The 14,886-nt window shown below is 72.6% G+C and carries 14 protein-coding genes; 8 read left to right on the plus strand and 6 right to left on the minus strand.

What is annotated here, in order from left to right; all coding sequences use genetic code 11:
• Positions 1 to 77 precede the first annotated feature (77 nt).
• Entirely contained in the window at positions 78 to 1,547 is a 1,470-nt protein-coding gene (locus ACIBG8_RS04945; protein WP_397341191.1) for an ATP-binding protein, read from the plus strand.
• Entirely contained in the window at positions 1,544 to 2,191 is a 648-nt protein-coding gene (locus ACIBG8_RS04950; RefSeq protein ID WP_397341192.1) for a response regulator, read from the plus strand. Before ACIBG8_RS04945 ends, ACIBG8_RS04950 begins: the two co-directional genes overlap by 4 nt.
• Here ACIBG8_RS04950 and ACIBG8_RS04955 read toward each other — a convergent pair.
• Genes ACIBG8_RS04955 through ACIBG8_RS04970 form a run of 4 tightly spaced genes read right to left on the minus strand, consistent with a single transcriptional unit; the run spans position 2,188 to position 5,601 of the window.
• Positions 2,188 to 3,381: an ABC transporter permease gene (locus ACIBG8_RS04955; protein ID WP_397341193.1), complete on the minus strand. Its 1,194-nt coding sequence runs from the start codon at positions 3,379 to 3,381 to the stop codon at positions 2,188 to 2,190. The two genes, ACIBG8_RS04950 and ACIBG8_RS04955, sit on opposite strands and share 4 nt — an antisense overlap.
• Positions 3,378 to 4,073: an ABC transporter ATP-binding protein gene (locus tag ACIBG8_RS04960; RefSeq protein WP_397341194.1), complete on the minus strand. Its 696-nt coding sequence runs from the start codon at positions 4,071 to 4,073 to the stop codon at positions 3,378 to 3,380. Before ACIBG8_RS04960 ends, ACIBG8_RS04955 begins: the two co-directional genes overlap by 4 nt.
• Entirely contained in the window at positions 4,070 to 5,098 is a 1,029-nt protein-coding gene (locus tag ACIBG8_RS04965; RefSeq protein ID WP_397341195.1) for a peptidoglycan-binding protein, read from the minus strand. Before ACIBG8_RS04965 ends, ACIBG8_RS04960 begins: the two co-directional genes overlap by 4 nt.
• Positions 5,095 to 5,601 (minus strand): hypothetical protein, encoded by a 507-nt coding sequence (locus tag ACIBG8_RS04970; RefSeq protein ID WP_397341196.1) that lies wholly within the window; start codon positions 5,599 to 5,601, stop codon positions 5,095 to 5,097. The genes ACIBG8_RS04965 and ACIBG8_RS04970 overlap by 4 nt, the downstream gene beginning before the upstream one ends.
• 320 nt (positions 5,602 to 5,921) lie before the next feature.
• On the opposite strand from ACIBG8_RS04970, the gene ACIBG8_RS04975 reads away from it, so the two are divergent.
• Together ACIBG8_RS04975 and ACIBG8_RS04980 are read left to right on the plus strand one after the other, a co-directional pair.
• Entirely contained in the window at positions 5,922 to 8,174 is a 2,253-nt protein-coding gene (locus tag ACIBG8_RS04975) for a HesA/MoeB/ThiF family protein (RefSeq protein WP_397341197.1), read from the plus strand.
• Positions 8,171 to 8,767 carry a DUF3105 domain-containing protein gene (locus ACIBG8_RS04980; protein ID WP_397341198.1) on the plus strand — a complete coding sequence of 199 codons (597 nt, stop codon included), beginning with the start codon at positions 8,171 to 8,173 and terminating at the stop codon, positions 8,765 to 8,767. The genes ACIBG8_RS04975 and ACIBG8_RS04980 overlap by 4 nt, the downstream gene beginning before the upstream one ends.
• 25 nt (positions 8,768 to 8,792) lie before the next feature.
• Here the strand turns inward: ACIBG8_RS04980 and ACIBG8_RS04985 are convergent, their stop codons facing one another.
• Positions 8,793 to 9,953, minus strand: coding sequence for an endonuclease/exonuclease/phosphatase family protein (locus ACIBG8_RS04985; RefSeq protein ID WP_397341199.1), 1,161 nt, complete (start codon positions 9,951 to 9,953; stop codon positions 8,793 to 8,795).
• A gap of 59 nt (positions 9,954 to 10,012) precedes the next feature.
• On the minus strand, positions 10,013 to 11,158 hold the full coding sequence (locus ACIBG8_RS04990; RefSeq protein ID WP_397341200.1) for an ROK family protein: 1,146 nt from the start codon (positions 11,156 to 11,158) through the stop codon (positions 10,013 to 10,015).
• A 334-nt stretch (positions 11,159 to 11,492) separates the two neighbouring features.
• Here ACIBG8_RS04990 and ACIBG8_RS04995 point away from each other — a divergent pair, with 334 nt between their 5' ends.
• From ACIBG8_RS04995 to ACIBG8_RS05010, 4 genes are read left to right on the plus strand one after another with little or no spacing between them, the layout of a single operon-like run.
• Positions 11,493 to 12,230 carry a hypothetical protein gene (locus ACIBG8_RS04995; RefSeq protein WP_397341201.1) on the plus strand — a complete coding sequence of 246 codons (738 nt, stop codon included), beginning with the start codon at positions 11,493 to 11,495 and terminating at the stop codon, positions 12,228 to 12,230.
• Positions 12,214 to 12,882 carry a hypothetical protein gene (locus ACIBG8_RS05000; protein WP_397341202.1) on the plus strand — a complete coding sequence of 223 codons (669 nt, stop codon included), beginning with the start codon at positions 12,214 to 12,216 and terminating at the stop codon, positions 12,880 to 12,882. The genes ACIBG8_RS04995 and ACIBG8_RS05000 overlap by 17 nt, the downstream gene beginning before the upstream one ends.
• Positions 12,872 to 14,053 carry an MFS transporter gene (locus ACIBG8_RS05005; RefSeq protein ID WP_397341203.1) on the plus strand — a complete coding sequence of 394 codons (1,182 nt, stop codon included), beginning with the start codon at positions 12,872 to 12,874 and terminating at the stop codon, positions 14,051 to 14,053. Before ACIBG8_RS05000 ends, ACIBG8_RS05005 begins: the two co-directional genes overlap by 11 nt.
• On the plus strand, positions 14,050 to 14,814 hold the full coding sequence (locus ACIBG8_RS05010; protein WP_397341205.1) for a hypothetical protein: 765 nt from the start codon (positions 14,050 to 14,052) through the stop codon (positions 14,812 to 14,814). The genes ACIBG8_RS05005 and ACIBG8_RS05010 overlap by 4 nt, the downstream gene beginning before the upstream one ends.
• Positions 14,815 to 14,886 lie beyond the last annotated feature (72 nt).

The following is a 14,886-nucleotide window of genomic DNA, read 5'->3' on the forward strand; positions in this document are numbered from 1 at the left end:
CCAGGGCCCGCCGGAGCCCTGGGCAGGTCCCCCTCTTGGGGGAGGAGGGACGGGCGCGGGACGGTTACGCTGCGGGCATGGGCCTCAGGCGCCGGATGGCCGCGTCGTACGTGCTGGTGACCACTGCCGCCGTCCTGGTCGTCGAGGCGGTGCTCCTCGGCATCTACGTGCCGTCGGTGGTCTCCGACTCCGGCCTCCAGAACCGCCTGCAGAACCTGGCCAACCAGGACGCGAAGATCCTCAGTCTCACTCTCAGCCGGCTCAACGCCGACTTCCCCAAGCTCGACATGTCCTCCCTGCTCAACCTGGCGCAGAAGGCCGCGGGCCAGCGGATCTCGCTCGACGGCACCACCACTGGCGGCGACGACACGGTACGGATCGAGTACACCAAGGGCGCGGCCCCCGACCGGCCCATCGAGGTCCTGACCGACGCCGCGGGACAGGTCGTCACCAGCTCGGCCATGGGCACCTACGCCCACGGCGACACGCTCGACGTGCCCGCCACGGCGGGCGGCGGCAAGGCGAAGACGCGCACCGGGAACACCACGTGGTGGCTGAGCCCGGTGCTGCTCGCCCCCGCGGGCGCCGCCATCGACGCGAACGCGCAGTACAAGGTGGCCGGATACGTCTACGTCCAGGCGCCGAGCGGCTACCTGACGCCCGGCGCCACCGCCGAGTCCCTGCTGCCGCTCCTCGCGCCGGGCGCGCTCGTGCTGGTGCTGGTCATCCCCGTCGGGCTGATCTTCGGGCTGCTCAGCACCCGGCGGCTGATCGGCCGGGTCCGCCGCCTGGCCGAGGTCACCGGGACGGTCGCCCAGGGCGACTTCCGCCCGCGCGTACCGGTGACCGCCACGGACGAGGTGGGCAGGCTGGAGGAGTCGTTCAACCGGATGACCGAACGGCTGGAGGCCGCCCTGGACGCCGAGCGTACGGCGGGCCAGAGCGAGGCCCGCCAGGCGGAACGCGCCAGGATCGCCCGCGAGCTGCACGACTCGATCTCCCAGGACCTGTTCTCCCTGAGCCTGCTGGCGGCCGGAATGCGCCGGGCGGCTCCGGAACGGCTCCGCCGCGAGGCCGAGTCGATGGAGCGGACCTCCACCAGGGCGATGCGCGAGATGCAGGCGCTCCTGCTGGAGCTGCGGCCGGTCGCGCTGGAGGACGCCGGGCTGATCCCCGCGATCGAGGAGCTGTGCCGTGCCTACGAGAGCAGGCTCGGCCTCACGGTGGACGCCGTGCTGGAGGAGGTGTCGCTCCCGCCGCCCACCGAGCACGCCGTGCTCCGCCTGGTCCAGGAGGCGCTCGGCAACGCGATCAAGCACGCGGACCCCGCCCTGGTGGAGGTCAGGTTGTCGCGGGTGGCGCCTGCCGTACAGGTGGAGATCCGCGACGACGGCACGGGATTCGACCCGGCGGCCGCGGCGGCCGGGCACGGGATGGGGCTGCGGCTCATGCGCGAACGCGTCGAGGAACTGGGCGGGACGTTCCTCATCAGGACGGAGCCCGGCAAGGGCACGACCGTGACGGCCAGGTTCGGGGAGGCCTCATGATCCGGGTGCTGATCGTGGACGACCACGAGGTGGTCCGCCAGGGCCTGCGGTTCGTGCTGGAGCAGGAGGACGGCATCGAGGTGGCCGGCGACTGCGCCGACGGCGCCCGCGCGCTGGCGGTGATCCCGGCGCTCAGGCCCGACGTGATGCTGCTCGACATGGTGATGCCCGGCATGGACGGCCTCGCCGTCCTGCGCGGCCTGGCGGGCGACGGGCCTGCGGTGATCGTGCTGACCTCGTTCCTGGAGGACGAGCGCGTCATCGAGGCCGTCCGGCTGGGCGCGCTGTCCTACCTGTCGAAGACCACGGCCGTGGACCAGGTGGTCGAGGCCGTGCGGGCCGCCGCCGTGGGCGGCAGCGTCCTGGCGGCGGGCACCGCCGCGCTCCTGGTCGAGCGGGTACGGCAGGGCCGTCGCAGCAACCCGCTCGACCTGCTCACCCCGCGCGAGCTCCAGGTGCTGGTCGAGCTCACCCGCGGCCGTTCCAACGCCGAGATCTGCCGCTCGCTGGGCCTCGGCAGGGAGACCGTGAAGACGCACGTGTCCAGCGTGCTGTCCAAGCTCGGCCTCGCCGACCGGACCCAGGCCGCCATCTTCGGCCTGCAGCAGGGCCTCATCCCGCTGGACGAGGCCCTGAACCCCTAAGCCGTCCGCAGCGCCTCGGTCGGAGCCAGCCGCGAGGCGCGCACAGCGGGATAGAGGCCCGCGACGGCGCCGACGACGACCGCCACCGCCAGCCCGCCCCACAGGGCTTCCGGCGGGATCAGCACCGCCCACCCGCGGTCGCGGGCCAGCGCGACGGTCACCGCTGCACCGAGCAGCACGCCACCGGCCCCGCCCAGCGCGCTCAGCACCAGCGACTCGGCCAGGAACTGCCCGGCGATGTGGCCACGGGTCGCGCCCAGAGCCCGGCGCAGGCCGATCTCGCCGCGACGTTCCAGCACCGAGATCACCATGATGTTCCCGATCCCGATGCCGCCCACGAGCAGCGCGATGGCGCCCAGCCCGGCGAACAGCGTCCCCGCCGACTGCGCCACCGCGATCCTGGCGGTGAGCGCGTCGGAGGGGCGCGAGACCTCCACCCGGTCGGGGTTGGCCGGGTTGGCGGTGGCCCTGAGCAATCCGGAGACCTGCTCCACCCGGCTCTGCTCCGCGCGCACGTAGAGGCGGCTGGGGCTGCCGTCGTAGGCGAACATCGCCTGGGCGACGGGGAACCCGATCAGCGCCGACCGGTCCAGCTCTGGCGCGAACGGGAACGGTTCGAGGATCCCGGCGACGGTGAACCAGTGACCGCCCAGCCACACCCGGGTGCCCGGGTCGATCCCGGTGATGCCCAGCGTCCTGGCCGCGTCGTGGCCGAGAACCGTGACCGGCTGGGCGGCGGTGGCCGCGTCGACGAACCGGCCCAGCCGTACCCGCCCGTCGAGGGTCGCCAGCAGCGACGCGTCGCAGGCGCGCACGGCCAGGCCGCCCGTCTGCCCGGCCGGGACCAGGTCGCTGCGGTAGACGTCGCGGGCGGCGAGCTGGGCGGTCGGCGCGACGCCGGTCACCCCGTCGACGCGGCGCAACATCGGGGTGGCCGTCAAGGGAAGCTCACGCTCGCCCCCGTCGAACCCCGCGCCGTTGGAGACCGTCAGCAGGTTCGTGCCCAGCCGGTCGATCTGGGCGAGCAGCGCCGACTGGCTGGAACGGGTCACCCCGAGCACCGCGACGATGGCGGCGATCCCGATGGCGATCCCCAGCGCCGACAGCACGGCCCTGGTGCGCCGCGCCCGCAGCCCGAGCGTGCCCGTGGCCAGCAGGTCGGCGGCCGACATCCTGGACGAGGGCGTCATCGGGAGGCCCCGCTCACCCTGGTCGTACGGACCACCCGGCCATCGCGCAGCTCGATCCGCCGCGGGCAGGCCGCGGCGACCTCGGCGTCGTGGGTGACGATCACCAGGGTGGCGCCCTGGGTGTTGAGCTCGCGCAGCAGCGCGATGATCTCGGCGCCGTTGGCGGAGTCGAGGTTCCCCGTCGGCTCGTCGGCGAAGACGATCGCCGGGTCGCCGACGAGCGCGCGGGCGATGGCGACCCGCTGGCGCTCACCTCCCGACAGCTTGGCCGTACGGTGTCCCGTGCGGTGGGCGAGACCCACGCGGTCCAGGGCGGCGGCCGCCCGCTCGCGCCTCCTTCCTGCCCGCACGCCCCGGTACAGCAGGCCGGTGGCGACGTTCTCCAGCGCGGTGAGGCTGTCGAGCAGGAAGAACTGCTGGAACACCACCCCCACGTGGTGGGCGCGCAGCCCGGCCAGCCGGCGGTCGGCCAGCTCGTGCACGGCGTGCCCGGCCAGCCGTACCGAGCCCGACGTCGGCCGGTCCAGCGCGGCCATCAGGTGCAGCAACGTCGACTTGCCCGACCCGGAAGGCCCCAGGACCGCCGCCATCTCGCCCTCCTCCACGCTCAGACTGATCCCTCTGACCGACTCCACCGGCGGCTCCCCGGGATGGATCTTCCACACCTCGCGCAACTCCAGGACGGTGCTCATCCGGCGGGCACCTCCACGGTCGCGCCCTCGCTGACGCCGGACACCTCGACCAGCCCGGCCATCTCGTCGACCAGCCCGATCTCCACCGGCACCCGGCGGCCGCCCACGACGAGCGCGTACGCCCCGCCCGGCCGCGCCACCAGCGCCACGACGGGTACGGCCAGCACGTCCTTGTGCACCTGGGTGGTCAAGGCGACCTGGACCAGCGTCTGGTCCAGCCCGCTGACGACCCCGCCGGACAGCCGGATCGTGAGCGGAACCGTCGACTGCGCCTGCCCGTCCTGGCCCTCCACGGTGGTGGCCACCGGGCTGATGCGTACCACCCGGCCCTTTCTCGTCCTGCCGTCCGGCATCGTGACCTGAACCCGGTCGCCCACCTTGGCCGTGGTGAGCTGCGCAGGGTCGAGCGCCACGGAGACGGCGGGGACGGTGCTGGTGCCGTGCAGGACCGGCCCCTGGGCGGGCGCCCCGAGCTGGGCGTCGTGCCCGGTCACCCGCAGCGCCCTGGGCAGGAACACCACCTGGCCCAGGGGAACGCCGCCGGTGACGGGCAGGTGCGCGTCGCGCTGCCACCGGCGGACCGCGTAGTAGGTGGCCGGCGAGAAGTGCCGGTCCACCGTGATCCCGGTGTAGCCGAGCTCGCGCAGGTTGACCTCCAGCTGCCTGACGTCCGCGCCGTCGGTCATGCCGAGCGACATCGGCCGCCAGGCGGGGCGGGAGCCGTACAGGAGGGGAACCCGGCGCCCGCCCGCCTCGTACAGCGCGCGGCCCCGGGTGATGACGGCCCCGATGGCGGGCAGCCTGGTCAGCGTGCCCCCGGCGCCGAGCACCTGGTAGGCGCCGTCGTAGGACAGGGTGCCGTTCACCTGGCCGCGCTGGGCGACGTCGGTACGGATCACCCGCTCGGTGCCGGTGGCCGCGCGCGTGACGGCGGCGGGCGCGGGGGTCCTGCCCCAGGCGACCCAGGCGCCGCCCGCCCCCGCCAGGACGACCACCCCGGCCAGGGCGGCGACGGCGGGCCTCACTTCCCGCCGCCCTGGTCGCTGGGGCCGGTCATCCGGAGGCCCTTGGCGACGAAGTACTGCTTGCACGCGTCGCGGGCGGGCAGCCAGGCCTGCTTGCCGAGCTCCTGGATGCGCTGGTTGACGTGGAAGGTCCCGGCGGCGTCCGGGTCGGGCCAGTCGGCGACGCCATGGTCCCTGAAGCACTGCGCGAGCTTCCTGAGCGCGGCCACCTCCTCGGCTGTCAGCGGCTTCTGCCCGGCCCTGGCGGGAAGCCCCTCCTCGATGGACCGGCAGGCCGTCTTCGCGGCCGCCGGCACCTGGGCCGGGAAATCGATCTTGATCTCGCCCTGCGCGTCGACCACCGGATCGGGGAAGTTCGGCACGCCGTGCGCGCGGTAGCACTGGGCCAGTGCCCTGAACGCGGCGAGCTCGTTCCCCTGGCTGGGGGTCGGGCCCGCGGCGGGCGTCGCCGTACAGGCTGCGAGCAGCGGAATCATCAGCAGCGGTAAAGCTCGGTTGATCATGAGGGCTCCCGTGGAGAGGTGGGGCTGGTCGCCTTCACCCTTCTCGCCGGAGCCGCCCGGCACATCGCGCCCCAGCGGGGCGCGTCCTCCCCCGTCCGGGGGAGCCGGTCCCCGCGTGGAACGCGCTGGAACGCCCAAGGAGGCGAAAGGCCGGATCCAGAGAGGAGGGGATGACCATGTCGATCACTGTGCGTGAGGTCGAGCCGATCCAGGTGACGATCGTGTGTTGCACCGGCAAGTGCAGCTAGTCGCCACGTGAGTGACAGGCCGGGCGCCCGCCCTCTCGCGGGCGCCCGGCTTCCCCGAAGAGGTGAGGACCGATGCGGCCATCCTTGAAGACCGTTCCATGGCTGAAAGAAGGCGACGAGATCATCGTCGCGGTCAATCCGACCCCGGGCGACCTGCGGCGCTTCCCCGACTCCGGTGGCGAGGTCACCCGGGTCATGCGGTCGGCGGACGGCTCGCGCACCACCGCCGAGATCGCCGACGCAGCGGAGCTTTCCACCGACGCGGTCGAAGGCATCCTCTCCGCGCTCGACGACGCCGGGCTGCTCGTCGACGCGGACTCCCTCGCCGGGCTCACCGACGGGGAGCGCGGCAGGTGGCGCAACAACCTCGAGTTCCTCGAGGCCTTCGCGCGCATGGACCACAGCCCGATGAGCTACTACCGCGACCTGCGCGGCGCCCGCGTGCTGCTGCTGGGCGTCGGCGGGCTGGGCTCGATGATGCTGATGAACCTCGCCGGACTCGGCGTCGGCGAGGTCGTCGTGGTCGACTTCGACCGGGTCGAACCGGCCAACCTCACCCGGCAGTTCGTCTACCGCGAGGCCGACGTCGGGCTGCCGAAGGTGGAACGGGCCCGCGCGTGGGTGCGCGAGTTCTCCGGCCACACCGAGATCACCACCGTCGGGCGCAGGCTCACCTCGGCCGACGACATCCACGCGCTGCTCGACGGCGTCGACCTCGTCGTGTCGGCCATCGACCAGCCGACGGACGCGCCGCTCTGGGTCAACGAGGCCTGCGTGCGCGCCGGGGTGCCGTGTCTCTACGGCGGCTTCTTCTTCAGCAAGGGCCGCTACGAGTCGGTGTGGCCCGGCCGCTCCGGCTGCCTGGCCTGCCTGGTGCTGGGGGAGGTGCTCGATCCCGAGCCGATCAACCGGGCGATCGGGCCGTCGGTCAGCATCGTCGCCGGGCTCATGGCGATGGAGGCCGTGCGGTACCTGACCGGGTTCGCCCCGCCGGTCTCCGCCGGGCAGACGTGGATCGTCGACTTCGCCGACGGCGGCGTGACCCCGTCGCTGCGCTGGGGGCGTTCGCCCGAGTGCCCGGTGTGCGGCGCCACGTCGGCGGGGCGGGCGCTGGACGGGGAGATCCTGCCGGAGAGCCTCGTCGACGTCGCGCACCTGACGATGGTCGCCGACGGCGACGAGTACCTCGTCGGAGACCTCGCCAGGGGAACCTTCCTCGCGATCCCGCCCGTCGGCGCGACCGCGCTCGAGGTGCTCCAGCAGGGCGGGACGATCGCCGAGGCCACCGCCAAGGCGAGCGCCTTCGCCGGTACGGACGTCAACGTGCTGGAGTTCGTCGGCGTCCTGCGCGACCGCGGCCTGGTCCGGGGGACAGGCGACGAGGCTCCGGAGCAGGACTGGGTCATCACCCAGGCGAAACCGGTCGCCGTGCTGGCCAGGATCCTGTTCTCCCCGGCGGCGTGGGTCGTCTACGCCGTGGCCATGGTGTTCGGCCTCTGCACCCTGCTGGCCGACGCGGCGCTGCGCCCGACCTGGGAGAGCATCATCTTCCTGCCAGACCCCGCGCTGTCGCTGCTGGTCGACATCGTCACCACGGTCGCCCTGGCGGGCGTGCACGAGGGGTTCCACTGGCTCGGCGCGCAGCGGTTCGGGCTGCCCGCCCGGTTCAGGGTCAGCAGGCGGGGGTTGTTCCTGGTCTTCGAGACCGACCTGTCCCGGCTGTGGGCGGTGCCGCGGCGGCAGCGCTACCCGGCGTTCTTCGCCGGTATGGCGTTCGACGGGCTGGTCCTGGGCACCTGCCTGGCCGTACGGCTGGCCTACCAGCAGGGCTGGATCACCATGCCGGCGACGCTCAACCGGTTCCTGGCCATGATCGTGCTCACCCAGATGGTCACCCTAACCGCGCAGCTGTTCCTGTTCATGCGGACCGATCTGTACGCCGCGATGATCACCGCGCTCGGCTGCCGGAACCTCTACCGGGTGTCCATGCTGATCGTCAAAGCCCGGCTCGTCGGCCTGACCGAGGCGCAGCGGGCGGAGCTCGCCGCAGCGTCCGACCGCGACCGCGCGATCGGCCGCTGGTTCAGCGGGCTGTACCTGATCGGCGTCCTCGGGCTCAGCTACCTGTTGTTCGGCCTGTTCGTCCCCGCGGCGTTCAGCATGATCCAGTGGTCGGTGCTCAACGTGCTGAGCACCTCGCCGGCCTCGGTGCTCTTCTGGGAGGCGCTCGCCGTGGCGGTGTTCTTCTCGGCGGAGATGTTGTGGCCGCCCGCGCACTGGGCCCTGGAACGGCTGCGCCGCAGAAACCCGCGAGGAGCGCTGTGAAACCCGTCGTCTACGGCGGCGCCAGGTCGAAGCTCGCCTGGCGCGCGCTGGTCGCCGTCCTCTCGCTCGCCCTGGGACTCGGGGTGGTCAACCTGACGTTGCCGCTGCTGCTCGGCACGATCAACGGCTCCCCGCTGGAGTTCACGGAACCGCCGGTGGACAACTCGCTGCCGGGGCGGGCGGTGCCCATCCTCGACAGCCCCCACATCGCGGTCGGCGAGCGGGGGAAGGTGCCGTACAACTCGATCCCGCCGACCTCCGGCGTGCACTATCCGGTCACTCCGGCGCTCGGCGTCTACCAGGCGCCGATGCCGGAGGAACTGCAGGTCCACGCGCTGGAGCACGGCCACGTCGGGATCCAGTACGCGGCGGACACGCCGGCCGACGCGGTGCGGGCCATGGAGAGGCTCGCCGGGCGGTTCCCCGACGACGTGTTCGTCGCGCCGTACCCCAAGCTCAAGCACGGCATCGCGCTCACGGCGTGGGGGCGCATCGACACCTTCGACACCTTCGACCAGAACCGCGTCGTCACCTTCGTGCACGCGTTGGCCGGTCGCTACAACCACGGCTGGGTCGCCCGCAAGGGAGGCTGATGGCCTCTCCTTACGGGCGATCAGGTCACGGCAGGGGCTTCCAGGTGAGCGTGGCGTCGAGGCGGCGGTGGTCGGACAGCAGGCCCGAGGACGGCACGCCGGGCGTGCGGTACTGGACCGCGACCGCCTCCGACGGGCTGTCCCAGTACTCCGCCTGGAAGAGCACGTCGTCGATCTTGACCTCCCTGGCGTTGGGGTCACAGGCCACGGTCGTCGGCGGCAACGCGTTCGCCGGCACGCCCAGGACGTGGCAGAACGTCGGGAGGTTCGCCGCCGCCCCCGCCTCGCGGAAGTGGAACTTCAGCGGCACCGTCCCGGGAAGCTGGAAGTCGGAGAAGCCGAAGTAGTTACGCCACGCCTGCACCTGCGCCGCCCGTTGCTGGGTCGCCGGGTCGGAGGTGAACGCCGGTTCGTCGAGCCGGTTGTTCATGTCCCCGGCCAGCACCAGCGGCGCGTAGTGGTTGTTCGCGTCGGGCACCATGAGGTTCTCCTCGATCCGCGCCCTGATCACGCTGGCCTGGCAGTGCCGGATGTCCTCACCGGCGAAGTCGGCGGTCTTGGGCAGGCAGAAGGAGTACCACCCGCCCGCCATCCGCGCCGGGTCGACGACGCCGCCGACCGGGTCGAGGTGGGTGGTGCAGGCCTGGGAATACTGCAGCCGCAGCGGCGAGGTCTCCACCGGCAGCCAGGTGCGCACGCAGTAGAGCTTGTAGCGGACGTCGTCGGACCGGACGAAGCTGGGCAGGTCCCACGTGGTGCCGTCGGTGGCGTCGTAGCGGGTCAGGATGGCCGAGCCGATGGCCAGATGGCAGGTCCCCGCCGCGTAACAGGGCTCGTTGACGCCGTTGAGACCCAGGCAGCGGGTGTACTTCACGCTGCTGGTCTCGGTGACGAAGCCCCAGTCCTTGATCTGCCAGCCGTTGGCGTCCAGCGGCTTGAGCGCGTCCCGCAGGGCGGTGAACTGGTCGTAGCAGAGCTCGCTGAGCGAGATGACGTCGGGCTGGACCTGCCGGGCGGTGGCGGCGACGGAGCTGATGAGGGGCTGCTTGGTCCCCTTCCACCACTCGCCGCCCGCGACGTTGAGATGCATGACCTTGGGTTTCGCCGGTACGGCTGCCGCGGCCGGCGAGGCGGGTAACAGGAGCGAGGCCAACAGGACGCATAACGACAGCAAGGACCTGAGCACGGTGATCCTCCATACTTACGATGGTTACCTTCGTAAGTATGATCACCCCGTAGAGATCGTCAAGAGAGCTTCAAAAAAGGGTCGTCCGGCGACAGCAGCAGGCGGTTGACCTCGTCGACGGCCAGGCAGGCGGCGCCCAGCACCACGCAGTTCTCGCCCAGCTCGGACAGCCGGATCTCCGGCATCCGCAGGCACAGCGGCTCCAGCGCCCGCCGTAGCGGCTCCAGCAGCACGTCACCGGCGCGGGAGAACCCGCCGCCCAGCACGATCAGCTCGGGGTCCAGGGTGAGCACCATCGCGGCCGTGCCGACCGCCAGGTCGGCGGCGTAGCGCGCCACCGCCTCGACCGCTGCCGCGTCGCCCTGCCAGGCCGCGGCGAAGACCGCCCCGGCCGCCTGCTCGGGCGGCGCTTCGGCGAACCGGGGGTGGCGCTCCAGGTGCTCGGCCATGCGCAGCCAGCGCGCGGCCTCCAGCAGGCCGACCTCGCCCGAGGCGCCGCCGAAGCCGTGGTGCAGCCGCCCGTCGATGATCAGCGCCGCGCCCGGCCGCCGTCCCACCTGCAGGTAGACCACGTCGCGCGCGTCGCGGGCGACACCGAGCCGCTGCTCGGCCAGGGCGGCGAGCTTGCTGTCGTTGGCGACGCGGACCGGCGCGCCGAAGCGCTCGCGGAAATGGGCGGCCAGGTCCACGCCCGCCCAGTCGGGCAGCGAGTGCACCCGCGCGACCCGGCCGCCGAGGTCGACCACGCCGACCGTGCCCGCGGTGACCGCCCAGACGTCGGCAGGGGAGAGGTCCGCCATCGACAGGCAGGCCGTGACGGCCCGGTCGACGGCGGCCAGCCTGCCCTCGCGCGGCACGTCGGGGCTCACCGAGGTCCGCCCGCCCGCGACGATCTGACCGGTCAGGTCGGTCACGGCCGCCAGCACCTTGTGCACGCCGATGTCCACGCCCAGCACGTGCCCGGCGTCGGAGCGGAAACGGTAGCGGCGGGCCGGCCGTCCCATGGCCCCCTGGACGGGCGGCACCTCGGCCACCCAGCCGCGCGCCACCAGATCGCCGACCACCTCTCCTGCGGACGCCCTGGACAGCCCGGTCCGCCGGGCGAGCTCGGCGAGCGTGAGCGGCGCCGCCGCGCGCAGCTCGCGCAGGCTGGCCAGCGAGTTGAGCCGGCGCAGCCGCTGGAGGTCCCCTCCGCTGTTCTCCACGATCCACCCCCCACTAACGACGCAGTCCATTATTAGTCATCCGGGTCCGAGCATCTATGTTCAAGCCCGCCACGTGGCCGATCCCGCACGATGGGTCTCGACCAGCTGCAAGATCACGGGGGCTGGCATCTACGAGGACGGGAGGCATCATCATGTTCGAAGTCAGCACGATCCGCGGCATCGTGGGCGACCTGCAGGCTCTGGAAGGCTCCGACGCGGGGTTCCACGCGCTGGCGTCGCGCGGCGAGCACAGCACCGAGCCGTAAACAGCGCCACACAGAGGCGGGGCGGCGGCGCTTTCACCGGCCGCCGCCCCTTTCGTGTACGGAGTGCCGTGTTCAATCCCCACCTGCGCGAGTGCCTGCACCTGGACGAGCTGCGAGCCGTGTCCGAGCGGCGATACGGCGCCGTCTCGCAGGCCACCCGCTTCATCCTCTACGACCAGCTCATCCGGCTGAGAGGCCTGCTGGCCCAGGACCCGTCGTCGCCGATCCTCCAGGTCAAGGTGGCCGATCTGCGTGACGACATCCAGCACGCCTACCAGGCAGGTGGCTGGGCCACACCGGGAAGCGCCAGATACGCGCGCGTCGTCGCCGGCAGTCCGCCGACCATCGAGTTCGACCGGGCGTTCTTCGACGAGCGGTACCTGCCCGCCGTGCCCGCGGTCGCCGCCGACCTCGTCGAGGTCACCACCCCGGTGCTGGCGCCGCTGGAGCCTGGCCGCTGCTACATGTACGTCATAGACGACCGCGGCAGGCTCCTCGTCTGGAACCGGGCCTTCGCCCTGGCCGACCTGGCCTTCGGCCGCAACCGGGCCACCATCGGCGGCATCCCGGTGGCCCACCCGATGCTCGTCCCCGACCGCCTGCGCGTCCAGGCGGCGGGCGAGGTGATCTTCCTCGGGGGAGAGGAGATGGCCGCGGTGATCCTCAACAACTCCTCCGGGCACTTCCAGCCGCCCTCGTCCTGCGCGCCGATCATCCGCGAGGTCGTCAGGGCGGCCACCGGGCTGGCGGACGGACAGGTGGACGTTTTCACCCTGAGCGGCGGGGTCCATGGCGATCGAGTATGAGTACAAGTGGCTGCTGGGCCAGGCGCCGGACGACGACTTCCTCGACCGGCTGCTGGCCGAGACGCCGCCGCCGGAGGGCCACCCGCCGGGGCTCAGGGCGCTCCTCACGCAGTCCAGCGTCTATCTGGACGACGACCGCTTCACCCTCAACGCGGCGGGAATCTCCCTGTCGGTCCTGCTCAACCACGGGGCGGGCGCCGCGACCGCCTGGGTCGTCTGCAAGGAGACGGTCGGCGTCGGCGCGGGGCGCCGGGACGCGCGTGAGGTGGAGCACCCCATCGACAGCGCGGCGATCATCGAGGCGCTGGACGACCCCGAGCTGCCGCCCGTCGCCTACGTGCGCTCGCGCGTCACCCCCGGGCTGCTGCGGCCGTACGCCAGCGTGACCCAGCACCGGCGCAAGCTGCGCACCGCGCCCGCGCAGGGTGTCCCGCTGTACCTGAGCCTCGATCGCTGCGTGTTCAAGGATCCCGGCGGCCGGGTTCTGGCCGAGACGCACTGGCTGGAGATCGAGCACGGGCACGGCGAGCCGCAGAGCCTCACCGGCCTGGACGGCTGGGCGGAACGGCTGACCGCCTGGCTGGGCCGTACCCCCACCACGCAGAGCAAACCCGGCTACGCGGCCGAGCTGGGAGGGGCGCGTGCCGTATAGGAAGGGCATCGCCGCCCTGCTGACCGGCCGCGGCCTGTCGGCGCTCGGCGACCAGCTCACCGGCATCGCGATCGCGCTGTGGGTGCTGGAGACGACCGGGTCGGCGCTGATGGCCGGGCTGTCGTACGCGGTGAAGATCGCCCCCGTCGTGGTGCTCGCGCCCTGGGCGGGATGGCTCGTCGACCGCTACGACAAGCGGCTGCTGTTCATCGCGTCGCACCTGGGCAGCGTGGTGACCGCAGGGGGCCTGCTCCTGGCCGTGGGCCTGGAGTCCTTTCCCGGACTGCTGGCCGCCATGGCGTTGGGGAAGGCGGCCACCACGATCTCCCTGCCGTCGGCGCAGGCCGTACTCAAGCACGGCGCTCCCTCGGACTCCCAGCGCGGGCTCGTCGTCACGTCGAGCACGATCAGCGGCGTGAACCAGGTGGTCGGACCGCTGGTCGGCGCCCTGCTCTACCAGGGCGCGGGCATCGTGGTGGTGCTCTGGTGCGACCTGCTGTCGTTCGCGGTCTGCGCGGCCACCGGGTTCCTGCTGGCCCCGCTGCCCGGCAATCCCGCGCTGCCCCGCCCGCTCCAGGCGGGCCGCGAGACGGTCCGTCGGGTGGTCGAGGACCCCGTCCTGTCCCGCGTGATCAGCGCGGAGGCCGCCTACTTCCTGCTCTTCGGCGCCACCGACATCCTCGGGCTGGTGCTGCTGAACGACGCTCTGGGCGGCGGCGCCGCCGGGCCGTTCTTCGCCGCCTCGGGCGCCGGGGCCCTGCTGACGTCCTTCGTGATCGGGCGCGGCTCGTGGTCGGGGCACGCCCTGCTGCGGACCGCCGCGCTCGGCTGCGCGCCGCTGGCGGTGCTGACCGTGCTGCTGGTCGGCCTCCATCCGGCCGCCGCTGCCGTGGTCGGCGCCCTCGACGGGTGCGTGCACACGCTGATCATCGTGGGGGCGGCGATGATCTACCAGACGGAGAGCGGCGGGGAGGAGATCGGGCGGGTGTTCGCCCTGCGCCGCATGCTCGTCAACGGCTGCTTCAGCCTCTCCTACCTGCTGTGGCCCGGCGTCGCCGACCTGTTCGGCACCGGGTTCGCCATGGTCGTGGCGGGCGGCCTCACGACCCTTGTCCTGGCGTGGATGCTGCTGCTCCGCCGTACCGACCCAGTAAGGAGCGCTGCTTCGTGACGACCCCTCACACTCCGTCGGCGGTCGCGATCGCCGACGGTCTGGTACGGCGCGGCCGGGACCTCGCCGAGGCGCCCGGGGGCGTGCTGTCGATCTTCTCCGGCCCCGCGCAGGTCGAGCTCCGGGCGCCGGGACTTCCCGGCGACCCGCTCGCCTGGGCGATCCTCGCCCACGAACCCTCCCTCCTCCTCGAACTGCGCGATCCGCACAACGTCACCTCCTTCAAGGTCGAACTGGACGGCAAGGACGGAGACGTCCTGGCCGACGAGATCGCCGCCCGGGTCGACGGCCTGCTGGGATCGGGCGTCTCCACGCACACGCCTCATGCGGCGCTCCTGTGGCCGCCCGAATGGGATGAGATCGGGTGGGAGCGCCCCACCCGGGACATCCACGCCACCATCCGCGCGGCCCGTCTGCCCGGCCGTACCGCCTGGACCAGGCACGACGGGGTCAAGCTCGCGATCGGGACGGGGGCGCAGCAGACCGGCACGGTCCCCGCCTGCCCGCCGGGCACGGTGCTGGCCAGGCAGGGGGACGGGCTGGTCGTGCGGACGGGGGACGGGGCGCTCGTGGTGTCCGGGCTGCGGGACCTGATCGGCCCGGTGTCGCCGGACACCGTGCCCGTCGGGGCCAGGCTCGGGGGCGACCCAGCGGCGGAGCTGATCGAGCTGCGGGCGCGGGTGCGCGACCTCGAACAGGTGGTGGGGCGGCTCGCCCATGGCACCGACCTCCTCGGGATCCCCCGCACGAGGGAGCCCTAAGACCGCTCGTGCCGGGGATTCGCCGCAGGGTCCGGGTCTCCAGGATTGGTCTCACCGACGAGACCCACCTGG

The organism is Nonomuraea sp. NPDC050556 (genome assembly GCF_044457355.1).
GTDB lineage: Bacteria > Actinomycetota > Actinomycetes > Streptosporangiales > Streptosporangiaceae > Nonomuraea.

Bases quoted from the DNA above. Each gene is read 5' to 3' on its own strand.
- ACIBG8_RS04945 (WP_397341191.1), top strand. From the start codon at position 78: ATGGGCCTCAGGCGCCGGATGGCCGCGTCGTACGTGCTGGTGACCACT.
- ACIBG8_RS04950 (WP_397341192.1), top strand. From the start codon at position 1,544: ATGATCCGGGTGCTGATCGTGGACGACCACGAGGTGGTCCGCCAGGGC.
- ACIBG8_RS04955 (WP_397341193.1), bottom strand. From the start codon at position 3,381: ATGACGCCCTCGTCCAGGATGTCGGCCGCCGACCTGCTGGCCACGGGC.
- ACIBG8_RS04960 (WP_397341194.1), bottom strand. From the start codon at position 4,073: ATGAGCACCGTCCTGGAGTTGCGCGAGGTGTGGAAGATCCATCCCGGG.
- ACIBG8_RS04970 (WP_397341196.1), bottom strand. From the start codon at position 5,601: ATGATCAACCGAGCTTTACCGCTGCTGATGATTCCGCTGCTCGCAGCC.
- ACIBG8_RS04975 (WP_397341197.1), top strand. From the start codon at position 5,922: ATGCGGCCATCCTTGAAGACCGTTCCATGGCTGAAAGAAGGCGACGAG.
- ACIBG8_RS05000 (WP_397341202.1), top strand. From the start codon at position 12,214: ATGGCGATCGAGTATGAGTACAAGTGGCTGCTGGGCCAGGCGCCGGAC.